Origin of the sequence: Streptomyces sp. MCA2, from assembly GCF_023544705.1 — a bacterium.
GTDB lineage: Bacteria > Actinomycetota > Actinomycetes > Streptomycetales > Streptomycetaceae > Streptomyces > Streptomyces decoyicus.
In genome coordinates, this window is record NZ_JAMJFM010000008.1 from 86,948 (window position 1) to 106,176 (window position 19,229).

Below are 19,229 nucleotides of genomic sequence, written 5' to 3' on the forward strand. Positions count from 1 at the left end.
TGTGCCGTGGCCGTTGCCGGCGTCCAAAAAACGCGCACCCATGATTGCGCAACCATGGGTGCGCATCTATATTGTCACCCATGGTTGCGCAATTCTCTGACGGAAGCGCGGCGCCGGCGCTCGGCCCGCAGCTCGTACGTTCCTGGATCGGTTACCGGCGTCGGGTCGAGCAGAAGCTGGCGTCAGCCGGCTTCACCGACAGACGACTTCCGGACGGCATGATTCTGCGGTTGTGCGTGGCGAACGAGGGGCTGACGGTCTCCCGGATCGGCCGCGAGATGCAGATCAGCCGCCAGGGGGCGAGCAAGGTGGTGGCCGACCTGTGCGAGCGCGGTTTCCTGTCGCTGGAGAAGTCGCCCGGCGACGGTCGCGAGAAGATCGTGCGCCCCACCTCCGACGCGATCGCCTTCCTCCAGGCGTTCCATAAGGCCCGACGTGAGGTGGACGAAGAGATCCGTGAGCACCTCGGCGGCGAGGCCGTCCAGGCGCTGGCGGCTCTGACCGAGCTGCTCGCCGAGCCGGCCGGTGAGTGGCGCGCCGGGGACATCTGGCGCGAAGTCCGGGCCCGGTCCTCCCTCCTGGACCTCGGCGACCAGTGACGGCAGGGGGCCGCGAGCCGTTCCGGCCCCTCGCCCCTCCCGCTCCACGGCAACCCCGGAAACCGCCCGCCTCGCCGCCGGGGCGCGCCGTTCGCCGGACGGCACGTCCCGGTGCTCGGGCACAACACCTGAGGCCGGGGCGGATCGAGTCGACCAAGCCAAGGAAAGGTAACTCAGTGGAAGAGACGCTCCGACTGGGTCTGTACGCGATACCCGCGTTCCTGCTGCTGATGGCCATCGAGTTCATCAGCTACCACCGCGAGAAGGAACCGAAGGCCGCCCGGGCCGGGGTCTCCGCCCGCGACACCGCCACCAGCCTGTCCATCTACGCGATCGGCCAACTCGCCAAGCCCGTCAACCACTTCATCCAGCTCCCGGTCGTGGTGATCGCGGCGGCGTTCGCACCGCACACACTCTCCGCCTCGGACTGGCGGGTGTGGGTGGCAGCCCTCGCTCTCGCTGATCTCGCCTACTACGCCAAGCACAGGATGGACCATCGGATCCGCCTGCTCTGGGCGGGCCACAGCGTCCACCACTCCAGCCAGCACTTCAATCTGTCCACGGCGGTGCGTCTGCCCTGGCTGATCCCAGGATCGTTCCTCGCCTCAGTCACGGACGTCCCGTTGGCGCTGATCGGCATCCCCGCCTGGATGATCTTCCTGGCGCACTCCATCGTTCTGCTGTTCCAGTACCCGATCCACACCGAGCGCGTCGACCGCCTTCCCCGACCGATCGAGTTCGTGTTCAACACCCCGTCGCACCACCGCGTCCACCACGGCGCCAACAACCCGTACCTGGACAAGAATTACGGCGGGATCCTCATCGTGTGGGACCGGATGTTCGGCAGCTATGCGGAGGAGACCGAACCCGTCAGGTACGGGCTGACCACGAACATCGGCACCCACAATCCGGTCAAGGCCAACTACCACGAGTTCGCTGGGATGGTCCGCGACATCCGCCGTGCCCGTACCTGGCGCGGCAGGGTCGGTTTCCTGTTCGGCCCGCCGGGATGGCACGAGGAGGAAGCCGCTGTGAGGTCGCGCCAAACCACTGTCCCGGCATCCGAAGCCGTCATCCCCGCATCCGTATCCGGGCCCGACGACGGGAGTGGCGAATCCGTCCCGGCCGACCGGGAGAACAAGGAGGCGGTACCGGCCTGACGCCCGACACCGACCCCTCCGCCCGGACCCCGCAGCGGGGCCCGGGCGGAGGGGTCGGTGCGCAGCGACGCCGGATGCCCAGGCGTTTTCCCTGGCGGCTACCTGCCTCACGACTTCCCCCCTGGGAGACGGTCTACCTCGCCAAATGCCACAAGGCCGGCCTGTTCGCCCAGCTCAACAGTCTGCTGCGAGAGCGGGCCCGTCCGTCAGAAGGAGGACCGGAGTGCGAACTCGTCGGCCCGCGTGATCGACGCATAGAGCGGCAAGACCTTCACCGGCGTCCCCGCCGGGAGTCAGGGCACAGACGCGGGCAAGAAGATCGCGGGCAAGAAGATCGATGGCAGGAAACGCGGCATCGTCACCGACACGCTCGGCCTGCTGCCGGCGGTGCTGGTCACTGCGGCCGGTGTCCAGGACTCCGCGGCCGGCACCCACCTGCTCGACCAGGTCGCCGCTACCCACCCCACCATCCCCAAGGTGTGGGTCGACGGCGGCTGCCGCAAGCACTTCGTCGAGCACGCGGCGACCCTCGACCCCGACCTGGAAATCACCCAGTATGCTCCTGGGACCAGGGGGTTCACCCCGATCCCGAAACGCTGGACGGTGGAGCGGACCTACGGATGGCTCATGCTCCACCGTTGCCTGGCCCGCGACTAAGAGACGCTCCCTCCCCGCTCCGTAGCCATGATCCACCTCGCGATGACCCACCTCATGGCCCGCCGTCTCACCGGCGAGAACACCATCTCTTGGCGCGACCCCACATGGCCATACCAACCTCAGATTTCGGAATGAAACAACGGGAGAGAACCACCGCTCAGTTAGCCGTGCAGCCAGATCCGCAGCGGACCGATCGGCTCGAAGCCATGGCGGATGGCGACCGCCAGGTCAGCGCCGTGCTCGTAGCCGACCACCGGCAGGGTGGGGAACAGCCGGTGCACCGCGTCCAGTACGACTGGCCAGGCTGCGTCAAGGGCGCTGTCCAGCGCGAAGACATTGGAGATCCCGACCACTTGGGTGCTTCGGCTCGCCACTGCTCCGGCGACCACCCTGCCGTCAGGGGAGTGTCCGGCGAGCACGAAGGTGGCGGGGTCGTCGAGCAGTTCGGTCCGGAAGAGGTCCGTGTTGCCGTCCCCGTCGGCCCAGGCGAGCGCCCAGGTGTTCAACGTGTCCGGGGTGCTCGCCACTTCCCAGGCGAGATCCGACGCGAGGGCGGGCGCACTCGCCGGGCGGTGGATCCACTGTGCTTCGAACAGCACCTGGAAGCCTTCGGCCGTAAGGTCGAGGTCGGCGAAGCTGTCCTTGACGGAGGCGCCGGGCGCGGTGGTGTCGATCCGGGCGGTCAGCGCGGCCGGGTCGGCACCCGGCACCAGCGTCACCGCGTCGGGGTAGTAGGGCGGCGTGCGAGCCGGAACGGCCCAGGATTGTGCCCCGAACTCGCCGGCCAAGCCGTGCGATCGGCTCATCGCCGCGCACCACTCGGCGTTGTTGCGGGCGGCGGCCTGGACCAGGAGCTGCTTCGGAGTTGTCACAAGTGCGGATCATGGCCCGTACGGCCCGGCCTGTCGATCGGTTTTCCGCTGCCCGAGGAGGGACTGCGTCTTCCAGTGCACGGCGCTCACCAAGGCGCCGTTGCGGGTGAAGGGCCAGCCCCACGTGGTGGCAGTCGTTCACACGACCTGTGAGACTTTGTAGGCGATTCCGCCTTCGACCAGGTATCCCGACCCCACACAGACGATGTCGTTCAGCCATGCGTATCGATTCGCCCCCGTTTCGAAGAGCGGATTCGTCCGGAAGTAGTAGCGAGCGGGGTCGACCTGGTGCCTCTTGTCGGCATCGGCCATGTCGGCCCGCAGGTCGGGCGGGGTGACCCAGCGGCCTCCGTAGGTCATGTGCAGCAGCGCATCATCGTGCGTGTGCAGTGTCAGCCGGACGTCGAGCGTCATCACTCCGTCGGGACGGAACAACGTCCAGTCGCCCCCGCCCGCCAGCACTTCGCCCCGTAGCCCCGGTCCTTCGAATGTCCCCCCGACGGCGCCGAAAAGAACCCGCTGTCCCATCGGGCCGTGGCCGATGTCCAGCCGCGGATTCAAATCGACGACCATGTCGAAGAGATGCACCGTCTTGATCTCGCCGACGTTCTTCACCCGTGGATCTGCTGTCACGTTTCCTCGCCTCTGATCGGTTCGATTCGGCTGGTCGAAGACGGGGGATGCGGGTGGCGCGCGTCCAAGAAGCCTGGTTGGCGGTGCCCATGCGGTAACGCCTCGGGATCCACGGCGCCCCCGAACACCGTTCGCCTGACCGCGTCGGTCGAGACACCTGACTGGGCGCAGAGCGTCGACAGGTCGAAGAAGAACCGCTCGCCGGCGATCAAGCCGTCCTTGAAGGCGAACTGGATGAACACCGGCAGCTCGGCACGCCTCCCGTCGGGGACCACGCCGAACCGGTCGCCCGTCATGGTCATCCTCGCTGTCCCCCAGCAGACCAGCGCATCGCCATTGTCGGCATGGCCCTGGAGTTCGATGCCGTAATCCGGAAACGAGGCAAAGAACCCGATCAGCGCCTTCTCGTTCTCATCCGGGCCGCGGGCCGTCGTCCCGAAGGCCGGAGCCTCCAGCACCATGTCGCGGTGGAAGAGCTTCATGGCCGCGGGCACGTCCTGCCGGCTCTTGGCGACAGCCAACTCCTGTGCCAGTTCGAACATTCGACGGCCGTCCAACGAACGCACACCCCCGGTTGCCGTGCGGACTCCAAGCCCCAAGAGCCGAGTGCGCCAGAGGCCGGAGTCTGTGATGAAGGGCGCTCAGCTGCCGCCCGAAGAAAACGTACGACCGGTCGTACGCTTAGGCAAGGGGTCTGGCAAAATGACGGCGATGAGCGAACTGAGGCAACGGTCGGATGAGGACGCCGTCGTCCACCCAGGTGGCGGGGAGGGGAGCGGCACGGTGATTTCGGACCGACGTCTGCTGCGTGGCGCGCGGTCCAGGCAGGCGATCGTCCGCCATGCCGTGGACGTGGCCTCATTGGAGGGGCTGGGCGGGCTCAGTCTCGGCCGGCTGGCCACCGATCTCGGGATCAGCAAGAGTGGCGTCCAGACCCTCTTCGGGACGAAGGAGAACCTGCAAGCCGCCGCTGTCGAGGTGGCCCGTGAGGTGTTCAACGAGGCCGTCGTCCACCCCGCTCGGACCGTGCCTCGCGGCGCGGCTCGGGTGCGTGCGCTGATCGAGCGGTGGATCGAGTACGCAGAGGTTCCGCTGTTCCCGGGAGGCTGCTTCTGGGCGGCTAATCTCGCGGACTTCGACAGCCGCCCCGGGCGAGTCCGCGACGCACTGTTTCATTGCCAGCGGGACTGGCGTGACCTCATCGCCGCCGAGCTGCGCCACACCGCCGACGCCGGTGAGATCGCCGCACTCGATGTCGACCTCGCGGCTTTCCAGATCGACGCGGTCCTCATGGCCGCGAACACCGCGTTGCGGATTGGCGATGAGGAAGCCGGAGACGTCGTGGACAAGGTCCGCCGGGTGGCCGAGGGGTTTCTCGCACCTCCACGCTGATCCGTCGTCGCGGGCACCGCCCCGGCGGCATGTACCGGCATGTCCCGGGAATGTCCCGGTGCGTGAAGCGGCAAGGAGCAGCCCTCAGCCCCGCGCCTGGGTCGCGGCAGTGGTCGATGTCGCTCTGGCGGCCTCGTGGGCACGCTTCGAAGCTGCCCCCGGCCAGGGGCGCATGGCGCAGAACGGCGGAGGCGCGGCCGCTCGCCTCCGAAGGTGACGCGCGGTGGGTCTTACGTGGTGACGCTCGGGGCGGGCGGGGTCCAGCGGTTGGTGCGGGGGGTGGCGGAGGTGACGCCGAAGTCCTTCTTGAGCTGTTCGGGGATGGCGTAGTGCATGACCCGGCCGCGGGTGAGAGAGCTGAGTTCGAGCAGGGTGGTGAAGTGGCCGAGGCGGTCCAGGGCCCATGCCCCCAGGGGTGAGCGGTCCTCGATCTTTTCGAGCATGCCGAGCAGCGCAGGTGCGGCTTTGATGGCGGTGTCCCAGGCGGTGCGGGGGACGTCGAGCCAGTCGGCGCAGGTGTCTCCGATGAGGTAACGGATCAGCGCTCCGACGACGGGGTCGAAGAGGGTGCCGGGCACGACCTCTTCGTACAGGTCGATGAGCTGGCGGGTGAGGCGGGCGCCTTCATCGGAAGGGCCCATATAGCGGGTCATGTACAGGTCGAAAAACTGGCGGGCGGCATCGAGGTCCTTGGGGACTTGATCCTGGTCGATGCCGAGCATGGCGCCGACCACGCGCCAGGCGTAGAAGTATGCCTCGGCTCCGTCGATGCTCATGTGGATACCCAGGCGGTGCAGGCTGTCCAGGACCAGCAGGGAGAAGAGCATCTGCCCGCCGATCATGTCCTCCTGACAGATGGGCGTGCCGAGGCTGTCGGTGTCCCAGCGGTCTTCGCGCTGGAGATGGTGGCGGATGGAGGCGTGCAGCAGCCGGACCTTCTGTGCGGCCGGGATGAAGCGGCTGCCCGCTTCGAAGGCGTCGGGCTGCATGAGGTAGACCGTGAACTGTCCGGTCTCCGCCATGCGCTTGGAGGGGTACTTCAGGGAGTGGGTGGCACTGAGCAGCTTCGCGATGTGCGGGATGACGTAGCAGGCGGGCATGGAAGCGAACGACAGCGCGGTGGAGATGTGCACGTTGTTGTCGATGAAGAACAGGCGTGCCTTCTCCATCTCGCCCCAGTCCACCCAGTCCGGCGGTGCGCTGGTGGCGTGCAGGTATTCGCGGGCCACCTCCGGCAGTCCGTCGGGCGGGTCCTGGCCGACGGTGGAGAGGTAGCGCATGAGGGTGTTGAACTTCCCCACTTCCCCCCGTCTGAACAGGGTCGCGACGGTCGCGTCGGCGAGCTCGTCTCCGACCCGCCGGAGCGTATCCATGGATGCTTCGGTGTAGGTCACACGGCTCCTTGCGGGCGGATTTGGCGAACGTCGAGTACGGTCCGGTCAGTTGCGGCGAACGGTGGCGGTCTGTGCCAGGCCGGCAAGTGCGCGGGCTGAATCGGCCGGCAGACGGGCCTGGTGCAGGGTGGTGGTGGCGGCCTGAACCCGTTCAGTGATCATGTGCTCGATGCGGGCGGGGGCCTGGGTGGCGTGCATGATCTCCCGCACCCGTGCGACCGACACCTCGTCGAGGCTGCGACGCCCCAGCATCGTGCGCAGCTCATGCCGTTGCGCATCGGTGGCGTCCTGCCAGGTGAGTGCCAGCAGCGCGGTGGGGCGGTGCGCGGCGATGTCGTCCGCGTTTGCCTTGCCGGTGCGGTCCGGGTCGCCGAACAGCCCCAGCAGGTCGTCGCGGAGCTGAAAGGCCTCGCCCAGGGGTAGCCCGAAATCAGTGAACAGCTCCCGCAGTTCTTGGGAGGCTCCGGCCAGCGCCCCGCCGATATGCAGGGGGTGCTCGACGGTGTACTTGGCGGTCTTGTAGCGGATCACCTGCAAGGAAGCAGCCGTATCGGGACGCCCGCCCGTGCGCAGGATTTCCAGGCATTCCCCGGCCACCAGTTCACGGGCCAGCACCGCCCATAGCGGGCGCGCTCGCGAGAGATAGGCGGCGGGCAGGCCGCAGGTGGTGAACAGCTGCCCGGCCCACGACATCAGCAGGTCACCCACCAGCATCGCCAGCGAACGGGCCGCGGCCTTCGGACGCGGGCCCTCGGCCACCGCGGTCCGCAGCCCGAGGTGGGCTGTGGGCAGGCCGTGCCGCAGCGCACTGTTGTCGATCAGATCGTCATGGACGACAGCCGCTGCGTGGACGAGTTCCATCGCGGCGGCCGCGCGGACCAGGGCGTCGGAGTCCGGTGCCCGGCCGCCCGCCAGCCCCAGTAACAGAAGGCTGCCCGCAGACGCTTTCCGTGCGTCGTGATGACCTGAAGCTGCTCAGCGACGGGAGCCAGATCCTCGTCGATCGCCAGCAGATGATCGATTTCGTCCTCGACGAAGCGGTGCAGCGCCTCGTCCACACGGGGTTTGAAGGCAGACTGGTTGCCGCTGTCAGTCATCGGCGGAGCCACGGCGGGCAGTGACGTGCTGGGCCAGCACCTCCAGATGCGCCGGTGAGCCGGCGGCGAAACGGTCCAGGGCCAGACGTCCGCGGGCTGTGAGCTCCTGCCGCCCTTCATCCGCCAGTTCGCCCATGTCCGCGCGGCCGAGCAGCCCGCGCACGCCACGCAGAACGGTAGTCAATCCGCTGACCGCCATGTCGGCGATACCCGCCGCCAGTAATGCCGCATCATTCCCCCTGGGAACGTGCCCAGGCCCGATTCCGTGCGTCATGCCGCCCCCTCATTCACAGGCATGCTGCCGACAGGCAACATCAATGGGCCGACGCCGCTGATACTCCACCGGTGTGCCCCGCAGGCAGCCTGCCCCGGAAGCTCCCGCGACACGACGGGAACCACTGATCGGGCGACTCACCAAACGGGCGTGCTGGTGCGTTGTTGATCACGCACTTCGCTGGTCGGATGCGGTGAGTTGCATGCGGCGGCGATTCTCAACAGTCCCCATCCGACAGGCCCATGGCCTTGGCGGACAGCCCGGGGACTACCTGCACCAGCCGTTGAAGGCGATGCGCACCAGGCCATGGTGGGCGCCGACCGTTGACGGCGGATCGGTCTATGCCCTCCTCGGCGGCCTCATCCGTGCCGTGTCGAGGAGGCGACGCAGACGGAGGCCGTCCGGGGCGATGGCAGTGACGAGCGCGGCGGGTCCCGCGAGTGGTGTCAGGAGGGCTTGGCCGCCTTCCGGCTCGTCGACGAAGAGTTGGACTTCGGGGGGCTTGTTTTCGAAGGCCGGGTCGACGGTGAGGATGTGACCGGTCGCGCGGTGGTCGGCGAGGACGGCGGGGCCGTCCCAACCGGGCGTGTCCGGACCGTACTCGGTTTCCTGGTCGAGGAGCAGGCGCCCGCCGCGTCGGACGGTGAGTCGGGTGGCCATATGGCCGGGCGGTTCGCCCGCACGTCCGAGTACCTGCTCCTCGCGCAGCACGAGCCGTGCGGTGGGAGCGAGGTCGACGGTCCACGTCTGCCGCAGATTACTGCCGGCGGCACAGATCAACGGCTTGGGGAGCCAGTGGAGCTCCGCGTCCTCCGCCACGGTCAGGTGTACGTCGTAGGTGGCGTGTTCCGGGGTGGGGCCCGGCAGGGCGAGGGTCGCAGCGGCAGAGGTGATGTGGAGGGCCGCGCTCTGCTGGGCGGTGGCTTCGATGCGCAGCCGGTCGCCGCCGAGGGGGGCGCACATGGCGCCGACCACGCACACGCGTGCCTCGCTGCCGCGCGAGCGCAGGCGCCGGAGTTCGAAGGGCCCGTCGCCGTCGAGGACGGGCAGGGTGGTGGTGCCACCCAGGAAGGCTGCTGTGATGCGGGCGGTGGCTTGTACTCCTGGGGCAGATACCGACTGGGCGGCCGGCGCGGTGGGTTCGGTTGCGAGGGTCATGCGGGGCCTTCGATCCAGTGGGTGAGGCGTTCGCGGACCCAGTCGGCGACCGGTTTGACGCCGCCCTCGGTCTTGAGGGAGGTGAAGGCGACGGGGAGGTAGCCGCGCTGGGCCTTTGCATCGCGGGCCATGCCCTCCAGGTCGGAACCGACGTAGGGGGCGAGGTCGGTCTTGTTGACGACGAGGAGGTCGGCGGTGGTGACGCCGGGGCCGCCCTTGCGCGGGATGTCGTCGCCACCGGCTACGTCGATGACGAAGATCTGCGCGTCCACGAGCCCCTTGGAGAAGGTTGCGGTGAGATTGTCACCGCCGGACTCCACCAGGACGAGGTCGAGCGGGCCGACCTCGTCTTCCAGGTCCTCGACGGCTTCGAGGTTGGCGGAGATGTCGTCGCGGATGGCGGTGTGCGGGCAGGCCCCCGTTTCGACGGCTTTGATGCGCTCGGGCGGCAGCACTGCCTCACGCAGCAGGAAATCAGCGTCCTCGCGGGTGTAGATGTCGTTGGTGACGACGGCGATGGACAGCTCGGCGCGCAGCGCCCGGCACAGGGCGGCGACCGTGGCGGTCTTGCCCGAGCCCACCGGCCCGCCCAGGCCGATCCGCAGGGCGCGCCGGATGCCGTCGGGGTGCTTGGGGGCGGCGGCGCCGTAGGTGTGCCGGTGGGGAAACTTCTGGTCGAGATCGTGACCGAGGTGCATGCGCATACCCGTCTTGTGCGAGGTGGTGTGGTGTGGTGGTCAGGAGGCGAACAGGCGTACCGGCCAGGCGGCGTGGTGCTGGGCGGTGATGTCCAGCAGCGGCGCGGAGGCGGCGGGCAGGGCGTCGATGCCCTCGTCGGGGATGCGCTGGGCTGCATCGGCGGCGGCTGCGGCGATCTGGTCGAGTTCCGGGGCCAGGCGGGCGAGGACAGCGGTGGCGTCGAACGGGTCCAGGCTCAGCAGCCGGACCGTTGCCGTGGCCGGTCCGCTGAAGCTTTCGTACGCCGCGGCATAGGCGGCGTCCAGTGGCGCCAGCCCGGCTGACCGGGCGGCCAGACCCAGTACCACCGGCTGGTGCGCGCCCTGTGGCCGGGCCGTGGCCAGGTGGTCCAGCTCGGCCGACGGCCACGTGGCGCGGGCGGCGCGCATCATCTGCCGCCCGAGTTTGCGGGCGGTGGTCCGAAGTGCCTGCACGGGGGTGCGGGCGTCGGCGGCCTCGTCCAGCTGAAGCGGATCGTGTCCCGCGGCGGCCGCGGCGGCCAGCGCCGCCGCGACCAGGCCCGCAGTATGCAACCGTCCCCGGCAGAAGTCCTCCAGCGTCGCCGCATCCCTGATGCGGCCCGTGGCGACGGCCGGTTCGGCTCCGCCGGAGTGCGCGTGCCCTCCGGCCGGGAACCGGCCGTCGGCCAGGACGAACAGCGCGGCACGGTTCATGGAGCGCAGGTCACCTTTCCTTCGTTTCTCCGCTAGTGGTCTTCTACGTCATCGATGGGTGTCTCTTGGTGGATTAGAAGAGGAAGTACCTCTGGGCCATGGGAAGTTCAGAGACGTAGGCACGGTCGACGATCTGGCCTTCGACAAAGGCCGTCACATCCGTCACCTTCGCTCCGCCGATGATGACCTCGTAGGTGTCGGGGTCGATGCGGACGTCGGGAGTGGCGTTGTTCTCCTTCATGTGCTCCTTGAAGACGCCACGCGTGTCCTTGATGGCCTTGAACCGCTTGTTCAGCGTGCGGCCCTTGGACAGGTTCTTCTTGACGGCCCGCTCGGTGACGAAGTTGTAGGAGAGGGAGCCAGGAGCCAGGCCGGTGGCCCCCCACATGGGACGCGGCAGGACCGGCTGCGGCGTGGGAATGGACGCGTTGGCGTCGCCCACCTGCGCATAAGCGATCTGTCCGCCCTTGATGACCATGTGCGGCTTGACCCCGAAGAACTTCGGCTCCCACAGCACCAGGTCGGCCAGCTTGCCCGTCTCCACCGACCCGACGACGGCGTCGATGCCCTGGGCGAGGGCCGGGTTGATGGTGTACTTCGCTACGTACCGGCGGGCGCGCCTGTTGTCGGCCAGCGGCGGCTCAGGCTCCGGCGTCTGGTCTACCGCCACCCGGTCCTTCGCCTTTTTGCCCTTCGGCTTGTTCTCCGGCTTGTCGGCCGGCTGGTCTTCCTCCAGGAAGCCGCGGCGTACCTTCATCACGTGCGCGGTCTGCCAGGTACGCATGATCATCTCGCCGATGCGCCCCATGGCCTGGGCGTCCGAGGACATGATGGAGATGGCGCCGAGGTCGTGCAGGATGTCCTCGGCGGCCATGGTGGAGGGCCGGATCCGGGAGTCCGCGAAGGCCAGGTCCTCGGGGACGGCGGGGTTGAGGTGATGGCAGACCATCACCATGTCGAAGTGCTCCTTGACCGTGTTGACGGTCAGCGGCCGGGTGGGGTTGGTAGAGGCGGGCAGCACATTCGGCTCGCTCACCATCTTGATCATGTCGGGGGCGTGGCCGCCTCCTGCGCCCTCCACGTGGAAGACATGGATGGAACGCTTTTTGATGGCGTCGAGGGTGTCCTGGACGAAGCCGGCCTCGTTCAGCGAGTCGGCATGGAGCGCGAGCTGGACACCGGTCTTCTGACACACCTGGAGGCACTTGTCGATGACGGCGGGGGTGGCACCCCAGTCCTCGTGAACCTTGAACCCGATGACGCCGGCATCCACCTGGTCGAGCATGGACTCCGTGGACATCGTGGCGCCCTTGCCGAGCAGCCCGATGTTGACCGGGTAGGCGTCCAGCGCCTCAAACGTACGGTCGATGTGCCAGGACCCGGGCGTCACGGTGGTGGCGGTGCTGCCCTCCGCCGGGCCGGTGCCGCCGCCGATGAGCGTGGTGACACCCGCGGCCAGTGCCTCATCGATCTGGTCGGGGCAGATGAAGTGGACGTGCGTGTCGATCCCGCCGGCGGTGAGGATCCTGTCCTTGCCCGCGATGACCTCGGTGTCGGGGCCGATGACGAAGTCGGTGGGCTTGGGGCCGATGCCGTTGTGGCTGACCCCGCCGTCGTGCAGACGGTTCATCGTCTCGGGGTTGTACGCCTTGCCGAGCGCGACGATGTCGCCGTCGCGGATGCCGACATCGGCCTTGACGATGCCCCAGTGGTCCAGGACGACAACGCCGGTGATGACGGTGTCAGGGGGGAGGGTCGCAGTGCTGCCGGCTGACGTATCCGTCTTGCCCTTGCCGGGGTCCCGCGGCACGACGGACTGCCCCATCGATTCGCGGATGACCTTGCCGCCGCCGAAGACCATTTCGTTGCCGCTGCGGCCGGGCCCGCCCGACCAGTCATCCTCGATCTTGATGCGCAGCGCGGTGTCGGCGAGACGGATACAGTCGCGGGCCGTCGGGCCGAACCGGTCGGCGTAGTCGGACCGGGGCAGCGGGCCGAAAGGGTTCGTCTCTTCCGGGCAGCAGGAGCAGTTGGGGCACTCAGCCATCGAATTCACACCCGCTCCTTGTCGAACGAACCCTTGGTGTTGTCCAGCGAGCCATTGATCTTCTCGGGCAGACCCTTGATCTTGCCGCGCAGACCGTGGACCACGCGCTCACCCTCGATGGGGACGAGCTCGACTTCTTCGGTGATGCCGGGCTCGAAACGTACAGAGCTGCCGGCGGGAATGTTCAGACGCTTGCCCCAGGCCATCTTGCGGTGGAATTTCAGCCCGTCGTTGGCCTCGGCGAAGTGGTAGTGGGATCCGACTTGGACGGGTCGGTCCGTCGGGTTTTCGACCGTCAGCTTCGTGATGTGGTCCCGTTGCCCGGGGCCGTCGTTGAAGGCGACCTCCTCGTCGCCCTTCCGCTGGGAGAAGTCCACCTTCCCCGGGGAGATGTTCGGCTCTTCGTCCTTGCCCACTTCGGGGAAGGGGCCGTGGATGGTGACCAGCTTCGTGCCGTCGGGGAACGTGGCCTCCACCTGCACGTTCTCGATCATCTCGGGGACGCCCTCCATCACCTCCTCCCGGGCAAGCACCTTCCGCCCGGAAGACATCAGGTCGGCAACGGTCCTGCCGTCCCGGGCCCCCTCAAGGACGTGCACGATCAACAGGGCCATCGTCTCGGGGTAGTTGAGCCGCACCCCCCGGGCCCGCCGCTTCTCGGCGACATCCGCCGCCAAATGAATCATCAAGCGCTCTTGCTCATGCGGAGTCAGGTGCACTGCCACGTCCCTGTGTTCGCCCCTGCCCCAGAACTTCTGTCCTGGGCCCGCGTGCTGGGACCGGCTATTCGCCATCGGCGCGGGGGGAGAAGCCTCCACGGCAATTCACCCCATGCCAGCGGCGCAGCACAGCTTCCGCCCTCGATCGCTCGGCCCCAACCCGACGTGGGACCATCCTGATCACGTCGGCAGAGCAGAAACGGCACTGCTCCCGACCGGCACCCAAAAGAGTGGTAGCAGCGTGCAAGTCGGGCCTGGCCGCGCTGCTCAAGGAGCAGCCGTGAACGATCAGAGTCGCTTCGCTTTCGTATCCACTACCTCAGCCTGAGGGTGGCCTGGAAAGCTCGGGTCATGGTGCAACCCGTCGCCCGTCGCCCGTCGTACGGCGGGCGGCCGAGGACGAGGCCCAGATCGGCGGCGAGGAGGCGCACAAGCGTTCCGGTGGCCGGAAACCCTCCCAGCCTCTGTCCGCCGTGACGGACTCCCTGGCAGCATCGGCTCACCGGCCCCGCGCCGCCCGACGAGACGAGGAGCGCCAACAGCCGTGCCTGCCTACAACCTCGCCATGCAGGAGCTATCCCACCCGTACCCGGCCCCAGGGAACGGGACGGTCTCGGGTCACCCGGTCGAGCTCATGTACCACCACATCGTGCCCAAGAGCCCCAGAGTCGGGCTGATCTGGCTGTGGAACGCGGTCCTGGAAGACAAGGTCCTCACCGCCGCGACCCCGGTGCTCAACGCGATCCTCGAGAACGTCGACAAGTACGGCACCACGCTCGTGCCCGGAGACCGTCAGCAGGTCAAGGATCTCGCCATCGGCATCAAGAACAAGACCATCACCCACCAGGCCGGTGCCGCTCGGCCGACCGGCTGGGACAACTTCGCGCAGGTCTACATCTGGCTGCCCGGCAACCTCTTCACGGGCCCCAAGAACCGCGCCGACGACCCCGGCGACCAGTTCGACGCCGCCGTCCGCTTCATCATCGGCGCCGGCAGCGCCCAGTACACGACGCTCCAAACAGTGAACGGGAAGATCGACCAGTACGCCAAGGACCGCAAGAAGACCGGCTACGCCGAGGAGGCATACACGAGCCTCGGCACCGTCGCCCGCAGTTACCTCAACCGCACGCCGTTCTCCAACACCCAATGGACCTGGGACTCCGGCAAGAACAAGCCGAAGGTCAAGGGCTCCTGACCTCGGCGCGCCGCACGCTCCTGGCAGGGGCGGTCGGCAACTCGTCAGCTTCCTGAATGCTGAGGCAGGCCTCGTCGGCGCTGCCCTGGAAGACGCCTTCATCGGACCGTCGGTGCCTGGCCGGAAGCAGCACGGCATGCGGCGAGCTGAGTTTTTACTTGTCAATAGTTGTGACTCAGCTGTGGTTGCTCCGGGTCTCAGGGCAGGTGTGCCAGCAGCAGGTTGGTGAGGAGCTCGGGGGTGCGTAGCGGCAGGTAGTGGTCGGCGTCCGCGATCAGTTGGCCGCGGGCGCCGGGGATGCCCGTGACGAGCTGTTCGGCGATCACGCTGACCTCGGGGTGGTCGCAGTTACCGTGGATGACCAGGGTCGGCGCGGTGATGTCGCCGAGCCGGGCTTCGGCATCGCGGTCCGGGGAGTGTTGGAGTTGTCGCTCGCTGACGATGCGCCGGTGTGCGTTCTGCGTGACCATCGTCTCGATCAGTTCTCCTCCGGGAGCACTGCGGCCCATCGAGGCCCAGATCGACAGTTCCAACTCGGCCAGGGCCGCGGGATCCTGCTGGCGGCGGGCAGTGGCATAGGCCGACGACTGCGGGTCTTGGGGCCAGACGTGACCGCTGACGGAGGTGCCGACCAGGCCCAGTGCGCTGACCCGCTCGGGATGGGCGAGGGCGAAGTCCAGCGAGGTCTCCCCGCCCATGCTCAGCCCGACCAACGCAGCCGTGTGAAGGCCGAAGTAGTCGAGCACGGCCCCTAGATCTTCGATGTCGCAGAACATCTGGTCCGGGGGTGTGGAGCGTCCCAGACCGCGGGCGTCGTAGCGGATCACATCGTGGTGGCTGGCCAGTGCGGGGACGATGGCGTCCCACAGCCGCGAGTCCATGCCGGCGCCGTGCAGCAGCACCACCGGAGTGCCGGTGCCGCTGCGCTCGGCCCACAGCCGACCGCCGCCGGGAGCGGGGAGGTGGACTTCAAGCCTGGGCACGTCGGCTGAGGCGCTGTTCGGTCTCATGCTGCGATCATTTCACCGCGCTCGACGAGGCGGCCGCGTTCGCAGCATGCTTCGGCCCGCACGAGGCCGACGAGGTGGGGCGTGTTCACCGCTCGCCAACGGGCTTGCGCGGACTCCACGGGCTGGAAGTCCCTCGCCAGGGCAGCCACTCGTGAGCGGGCGCCCTTGGCGAGCTTCGTCCGCAGCGGGACGGTGGCGAAGGGCGACTCGATCGGGAGGTCAGCGTCGATGAGGTAGGCGGCGGCCTGGGACAGGGCCAGCGGTAGGTATCCCAGGTCCAAGGCAGGGGCGGCGAGTTGCTCGGGCGCTTCGTGGCAGCCGAGGACGGCCAGTGTGTCGCCGAGATACGTCCTGGGTATCCGGCGCGGTGTGACAGAACGCGGCCGTCAGCACAACCCTTACGCTTCCCTTCATAGGCGCCAGGCTTCCCCCGTCGCCTCATGAGGGACGTCGCAAGCCGCCACCGGACGCCAACACGGCGGCGAGCGCTAGGGCGTGTCCGCAAAGTCCTGTCGTCCGCCCGGAGGGCGGGGCTCGCGGCGTCTGGTGCGTGCGCTCGCAAGGCGGAGGGTCGTCCTCGTAGTGGGCCTACGTGGACGATCCCGACAACGCAGCGAGCGTGCGTGCCAGGCGTCGCGAGCCAGGCGGGACTTTGCGGACACGCCCTAGCCCTCGACGCCGTGAGGACCTCCGAAGTTCCCCACGGCAGCTCGGTTGACTCCCGAGACTTGCTCCTGTTCCCCAGTGAAGAAAGGGCCGCAAGCATGGCTGACAGCGCGCTCCTCGTGATGGACGTCCAACGCGACATCGTGGACATCGCGGACGACGGTTCCGGATATCTGCCACGCCTGCGCAGGGCGATCGACGGTGCCCGGGCGGCGAGCATCCCCGTGATCTACGTGGTCATCGGGTTGCGCCCGGGCTATCCGGACGTCAGCACTCGGAACAGGGTGCTCACCGCCGCCGTGCGGGACGGCCTGTTCACCGAGGGCAACCCCGGCACCGAGATCCACCCCGACGTCGCGCCCCAGCAGGGCGACATCGTGGTCACCAAGAGGCGGGCGAGTGCGTTCTCGGGCAGCGACCTCGACCTGGTGCTCAGGGCTCGCGGTATCGACAGCCTTGTCCTCACCGGCATCGCCACCAGCGGTGTAGTGCTGTACACCCTGTGCCAGGCCAACGACTTGGATTTCGTCCTCACCGTCCTGGCGGATGCCTGCCTCGACACCGACCCCGAGGTGCACCGGGTCCTCACCGGAAAGCTGTTCCCGCAATGGGCAGATGTCGTCGGCGTCGAGGACTGGCTTGACGCCATCGCAGCGTAAGAGCCCACCAAGCGACCAGGTCTCTCCGTTTGCCTCCCGCCTTGGCCTACAGGTTCATGTCCCCTGCTGGACGAGGTGCGGATGCGCCGCGCTGCTCGCCTCCGCGCACACGAAGCATTTCGGAAGAGGAAAGCACGCCTGAAGAATCGAACGGATGGTGTGATCAAAGCGGATCGACTTCGTCTGCGTCCTTGACCGTGGGCGACGTCGACTTGCTCATTGAGCTGTACGGGGATCCGCAGGTCAACCTTTCGGACAGTCAGCGGACGCTGCCTCGGGGCAGGTCGCAAGGCCCGTAGGGGGCGAATGCCGCCCCTGTGCACAGGGCCCAGTAGCGGTCCCCGTACGACCAGTGCCACCACTCAGTCGGGTAGTTGACCATGTCCACCGCGCTGAGGGCCTCGCCCATCACCGCACGATTACGTTGTGCCCGTTCCGGAAGCCCTTCCGCTTTTGTATAGCAGGCTCCCTCGCTCTCCTCCGGCGTGGCCGCTTCCGGGCATCCCATGTCCACCTCGGCGCCATCCCTGGTGCACGCCGTGAGATCGATGGCCGCCCCGGCCACATGGCCGGCAGCCTCCAGTGGGGCAACCCAGCGCGTGGCCGCTGTACTGAGCTCGTTGCTTGAGGCACCAGGGTGCAGATTCCGAAGGGTTGCCACGTAGCCGTCGAAGATGTTCTGTTGCAGGGCAGGGGGCCGGTGCCCCTCCACCAGGAGCCACCGCCAACCTCTCAACCCTTGGCGCAGCACCGGCTACTCCACACGACCGACTCGCCTGCACTATTCCGGAAGTTTGGATATCCGGGTTCACCAGTACCCGTCGAAGCTCTGGCCCGCTCCGGCCGGCTCGCGGTCTGCGAGGTAGCCGTCCGGTCACGCAAACGGTCGGCCGCGTGGGGCTACTGAATCGCGCGGGACGGGATTCCCTGCCCTCCGGTGCCCGGCCGACCCGTACGAGGGCGTCATCGGCCGTCGCGGTGCCACTCGTAGCGCCATGCTGCGCCGAGGTAGTGCTCCTCACCCGGGTGGGCGGGCTGCGGCGGGCCAAGTCGGCGTGCCCCTTCGACGCACCGTTCGTCGTGGTGAAGGGCGAGCCCGTACACCGCGACGACCTGGACCCGGCGGTCCGCGTCGTCCAGGAGAGCGGCCATGGCGTCGGTGAGGACGGGATCGTGGTCCTTGCCATCGGCAACCGTGAGGCAGGCGTCGTGCCGTACCCCTGCGTCCGGGTCACTCATCAGATCCAGCAGCACCTTGTGAACGGCGTCGGAGACGGCAGGTGGCGAGGGCCAGGTGCTGAATCCGCGCGCCACCGCGCGCCGTACTCGGGCGTCGTGGTGGCCGGCGTGCGGCAGGAGGGCCGCCTCTGCTCGGGGGCCGGCATGTTCTCCGACAGCTATCAGCACCTCGGTGAGCACATCGAGGTCCGCCTCCTCGGCCGACCAGTCGGCGAAGATGTCCAGGGCCGGGCCGGCGAATGCGTCCTCGTCGCTGTTGTCGAAGAGATGGGTCAGCCGCAACACCTCGGCACCGAACAACCGGTGGGACGGGTCCGGATGCGTGCGCAGCGACGCGGCCGCCGTCCAGGTCTCCCGGTTGCGCCGATGGGCCAGCAGGATGGTGGAACTTCCCCATGCGGTGTGGTCCTGGTCGGGGTGGCTCAGCGCCCGGTCCATCAGTTCCTCGAAGGAGGGGTGGATGCCGAGCAGTTCCTCCAGGCGCGTGAGGATCCCCGCGTGCCCGTCTCGTACGGTCATCCCGCCGAGGGAGTACTCGTCGACGCTGTTGAACTCATCGTCCTGGACCCGGATACGCACGACAGCACCCCGGGCACCCGTGCGGCGCCGCAGTTCGGATTCGACGCCCGTCTCGTGCCAGTGACGCGCGAGGTTCCCCACCTCCCGCAGCTCGGAATCGTCGTACCGTGCCCGGACTCTGGTGTCCAGGAGCGCATCGACCAGCGCCAACGAGCCGGAATCGACCGCCTCGTGCAGCGGCAGCAGACTGTCCGGCCCGCACAACCCGGGATCCGCGCCGTGCATGAGCAGCAGTTGGGCGATGGCTCCGGAGCGCATCCCGACCGCCAAGCAGAACGCGGACGTCCCGCGGACGTCGCACACGTCCGCGTCGCTGCCCTCCAGAAGAAGCCTCTTCACCAGGCCGGAGTCGTCGGCACGGACCGCGCAGAGCAGAGCAGGCTCGCAGTCCGCTGCACCGATCGCACCCGCACCTGTACCCGCCGCCGTATTCATGGATCCGTTCCCCCGTCGCTTTTGCGCAGGTC

General features: G+C 68.1%; 18 protein-coding genes and 3 pseudogenes. 6 read left to right on the forward strand and 15 right to left on the reverse strand.

Annotated features, from left to right (window positions below; translation table 11 throughout):
• Window positions 1-80: 80 nt before the first annotated feature.
• The 3 genes and pseudogenes from M8I34_RS08770 to M8I34_RS41600 form a co-directional block, all read left to right on the forward strand.
• Window positions 81-599: a MarR family winged helix-turn-helix transcriptional regulator gene (locus M8I34_RS08770; RefSeq protein ID WP_250048677.1), complete on the forward strand. Its 519-nt coding sequence runs from the start codon at window positions 81-83 to the stop codon at window positions 597-599.
• 176 nt (window positions 600-775) lie between these two features.
• The gene (locus M8I34_RS08775; RefSeq protein ID WP_250048678.1) at window positions 776-1,759 is read left to right on the forward strand and encodes a sterol desaturase family protein; all 984 of its coding nucleotides are present in this window, start codon (window positions 776-778) and stop codon (window positions 1,757-1,759) included.
• Window positions 1,760-1,858: 99 nt separating this feature from the next.
• Window positions 1,859-2,551: pseudogene (locus tag M8I34_RS41600) on the forward strand (transposase); the annotation flags it as partial.
• Between the two features lie 26 nt (window positions 2,552-2,577).
• Here M8I34_RS41600 and M8I34_RS08785 read toward each other — a convergent pair.
• The 3 genes from M8I34_RS08785 to M8I34_RS08795 all read right to left on the reverse strand — a co-directional run bounded on the left by M8I34_RS08785 (window position 2,578) and on the right by M8I34_RS08795 (window position 4,463).
• Window positions 2,578-3,288, reverse strand: a complete 711-nt coding sequence (locus M8I34_RS08785; RefSeq protein WP_250048679.1) for a hypothetical protein — start codon at window positions 3,286-3,288, stop codon at window positions 2,578-2,580.
• A 138-nt stretch (window positions 3,289-3,426) separates the two neighbouring features.
• Window positions 3,427-3,903, reverse strand: a complete 477-nt coding sequence (locus tag M8I34_RS08790) for a DUF3237 domain-containing protein (RefSeq protein ID WP_250048680.1) — start codon at window positions 3,901-3,903, stop codon at window positions 3,427-3,429.
• Between the two features lie 14 nt (window positions 3,904-3,917).
• Window positions 3,918-4,463, reverse strand: a complete 546-nt coding sequence (locus M8I34_RS08795) for an ester cyclase (RefSeq protein WP_250048681.1) — start codon at window positions 4,461-4,463, stop codon at window positions 3,918-3,920.
• Between the two features lie 160 nt (window positions 4,464-4,623).
• Here M8I34_RS08795 and M8I34_RS08800 point away from each other — a divergent pair, with 160 nt between their 5' ends.
• Entirely contained in the window at window positions 4,624-5,313 is a 690-nt protein-coding gene (locus tag M8I34_RS08800; RefSeq protein ID WP_250048682.1) for a TetR/AcrR family transcriptional regulator, read from the forward strand.
• 230 nt (window positions 5,314-5,543) lie between these two features.
• On the opposite strand, the gene M8I34_RS08805 is transcribed toward M8I34_RS08800, so the two are convergent.
• The 8 genes and pseudogenes from M8I34_RS08805 to M8I34_RS08840 all read right to left on the reverse strand — a co-directional run bounded on the left by M8I34_RS08805 (window position 5,544) and on the right by M8I34_RS08840 (window position 13,414).
• Window positions 5,544-6,707: an oxygenase MpaB family protein gene (locus M8I34_RS08805; RefSeq protein ID WP_250048683.1), complete on the reverse strand. Its 1,164-nt coding sequence runs from the start codon at window positions 6,705-6,707 to the stop codon at window positions 5,544-5,546.
• Between the two features lie 45 nt (window positions 6,708-6,752).
• Window positions 6,753-7,804, reverse strand: a pseudogene (locus M8I34_RS08810) (polyprenyl synthetase family protein).
• Window positions 7,797-8,078: a hypothetical protein gene (locus tag M8I34_RS08815; protein WP_250048684.1), complete on the reverse strand. Its 282-nt coding sequence runs from the start codon at window positions 8,076-8,078 to the stop codon at window positions 7,797-7,799. Before M8I34_RS08815 ends, M8I34_RS08810 begins: the two are co-directional and overlap by 8 nt.
• Window positions 8,079-8,417: 339 nt before the next feature.
• Complete coding sequence (locus tag M8I34_RS08820; protein WP_250048685.1) at window positions 8,418-9,236, reverse strand: urease accessory protein UreD; 819 nt, start codon at window positions 9,234-9,236, stop codon at window positions 8,418-8,420.
• Window positions 9,233-9,934 carry an urease accessory protein UreG gene (gene ureG / locus M8I34_RS08825; protein ID WP_250048767.1) on the reverse strand — a complete coding sequence of 234 codons (702 nt, stop codon included), beginning with the start codon at window positions 9,932-9,934 and terminating at the stop codon, window positions 9,233-9,235. The genes M8I34_RS08820 and ureG overlap by 4 nt, the downstream gene beginning before the upstream one ends.
• Window positions 9,935-9,973: 39 nt before the next feature.
• Window positions 9,974-10,648: an urease accessory protein UreF gene (locus M8I34_RS08830; RefSeq protein ID WP_250048686.1), complete on the reverse strand. Its 675-nt coding sequence runs from the start codon at window positions 10,646-10,648 to the stop codon at window positions 9,974-9,976.
• Between the two features lie 73 nt (window positions 10,649-10,721).
• Complete coding sequence (locus M8I34_RS08835) at window positions 10,722-12,695, reverse strand: urease subunit alpha (protein WP_250048768.1); 1,974 nt, start codon at window positions 12,693-12,695, stop codon at window positions 10,722-10,724.
• Between the two features lie 5 nt (window positions 12,696-12,700).
• Window positions 12,701-13,414: an urease subunit gamma gene (locus tag M8I34_RS08840; protein ID WP_308372108.1), complete on the reverse strand. Its 714-nt coding sequence runs from the start codon at window positions 13,412-13,414 to the stop codon at window positions 12,701-12,703.
• Window positions 13,415-13,958: 544 nt separating this feature from the next.
• Between M8I34_RS08840 and M8I34_RS08845 the strand changes: the two genes are divergently transcribed.
• Window positions 13,959-14,609: a hypothetical protein gene (locus M8I34_RS08845; protein ID WP_250048688.1), complete on the forward strand. Its 651-nt coding sequence runs from the start codon at window positions 13,959-13,961 to the stop codon at window positions 14,607-14,609.
• A 197-nt stretch (window positions 14,610-14,806) separates the two neighbouring features.
• On the opposite strand, the gene M8I34_RS08850 is transcribed toward M8I34_RS08845, so the two are convergent.
• Together M8I34_RS08850 and M8I34_RS08855 are read right to left on the reverse strand one after the other, a co-directional pair.
• Complete coding sequence (locus tag M8I34_RS08850; protein WP_250048689.1) at window positions 14,807-15,619, reverse strand: alpha/beta fold hydrolase; 813 nt, start codon at window positions 15,617-15,619, stop codon at window positions 14,807-14,809.
• Window positions 15,616-15,834, reverse strand: a pseudogene (locus M8I34_RS08855) (IS256 family transposase); the annotation flags it as partial. The gene M8I34_RS08850 and the pseudogene M8I34_RS08855, both read right to left, overlap by 4 nt.
• A gap of 549 nt (window positions 15,835-16,383) precedes the next feature.
• Between M8I34_RS08855 and M8I34_RS08860 the strand changes: the two are divergent.
• Entirely contained in the window at window positions 16,384-16,944 is a 561-nt protein-coding gene (locus M8I34_RS08860; RefSeq protein WP_250048690.1) for a cysteine hydrolase family protein, read from the forward strand.
• Between the two features lie 259 nt (window positions 16,945-17,203).
• On the opposite strand, the gene M8I34_RS08865 is transcribed toward M8I34_RS08860, so the two are convergent.
• Both M8I34_RS08865 and M8I34_RS08870 read right to left on the reverse strand, forming a co-directional pair.
• Window positions 17,204-17,695: a M15 family metallopeptidase gene (locus M8I34_RS08865; RefSeq protein ID WP_308372092.1), complete on the reverse strand. Its 492-nt coding sequence runs from the start codon at window positions 17,693-17,695 to the stop codon at window positions 17,204-17,206.
• A 212-nt stretch (window positions 17,696-17,907) separates the two neighbouring features.
• Window positions 17,908-19,197 carry an ankyrin repeat domain-containing protein gene (locus M8I34_RS08870; RefSeq protein WP_250048692.1) on the reverse strand — a complete coding sequence of 430 codons (1,290 nt, stop codon included), beginning with the start codon at window positions 19,195-19,197 and terminating at the stop codon, window positions 17,908-17,910.
• Between the last annotated feature and the right edge of the window lie 32 nt (window positions 19,198-19,229).

Bases quoted from the DNA above. Each gene is read 5' to 3' on its own strand.
- M8I34_RS08770 (WP_250048677.1), top strand. From the start codon at position 81: ATGGTTGCGCAATTCTCTGACGGAAGCGCGGCGCCGGCGCTCGGCCCG.
- M8I34_RS08795 (WP_250048681.1), bottom strand. From the start codon at position 4,463: ATGTTCGAACTGGCACAGGAGTTGGCTGTCGCCAAGAGCCGGCAGGAC.
- M8I34_RS08800 (WP_250048682.1), top strand. From the start codon at position 4,624: ATGACGGCGATGAGCGAACTGAGGCAACGGTCGGATGAGGACGCCGTC.
- M8I34_RS08815 (WP_250048684.1), bottom strand. From the start codon at position 8,078: ATGACGCACGGAATCGGGCCTGGGCACGTTCCCAGGGGGAATGATGCG.
- M8I34_RS08820 (WP_250048685.1), bottom strand. From the start codon at position 9,236: ATGACCCTCGCAACCGAACCCACCGCGCCGGCCGCCCAGTCGGTATCT.
- ureG (WP_250048767.1), bottom strand. From the start codon at position 9,934: ATGCACCTCGGTCACGATCTCGACCAGAAGTTTCCCCACCGGCACACC.
- M8I34_RS08830 (WP_250048686.1), bottom strand. From the start codon at position 10,648: ATGAACCGTGCCGCGCTGTTCGTCCTGGCCGACGGCCGGTTCCCGGCC.
- M8I34_RS08835 (WP_250048768.1), bottom strand. From the start codon at position 12,695: ATGGCTGAGTGCCCCAACTGCTCCTGCTGCCCGGAAGAGACGAACCCT.
- M8I34_RS08850 (WP_250048689.1), bottom strand. From the start codon at position 15,619: ATGAGACCGAACAGCGCCTCAGCCGACGTGCCCAGGCTTGAAGTCCAC.
- M8I34_RS08860 (WP_250048690.1), top strand. From the start codon at position 16,384: ATGGCTGACAGCGCGCTCCTCGTGATGGACGTCCAACGCGACATCGTG.
- M8I34_RS08870 (WP_250048692.1), bottom strand. From the start codon at position 19,197: ATGAATACGGCGGCGGGTACAGGTGCGGGTGCGATCGGTGCAGCGGAC.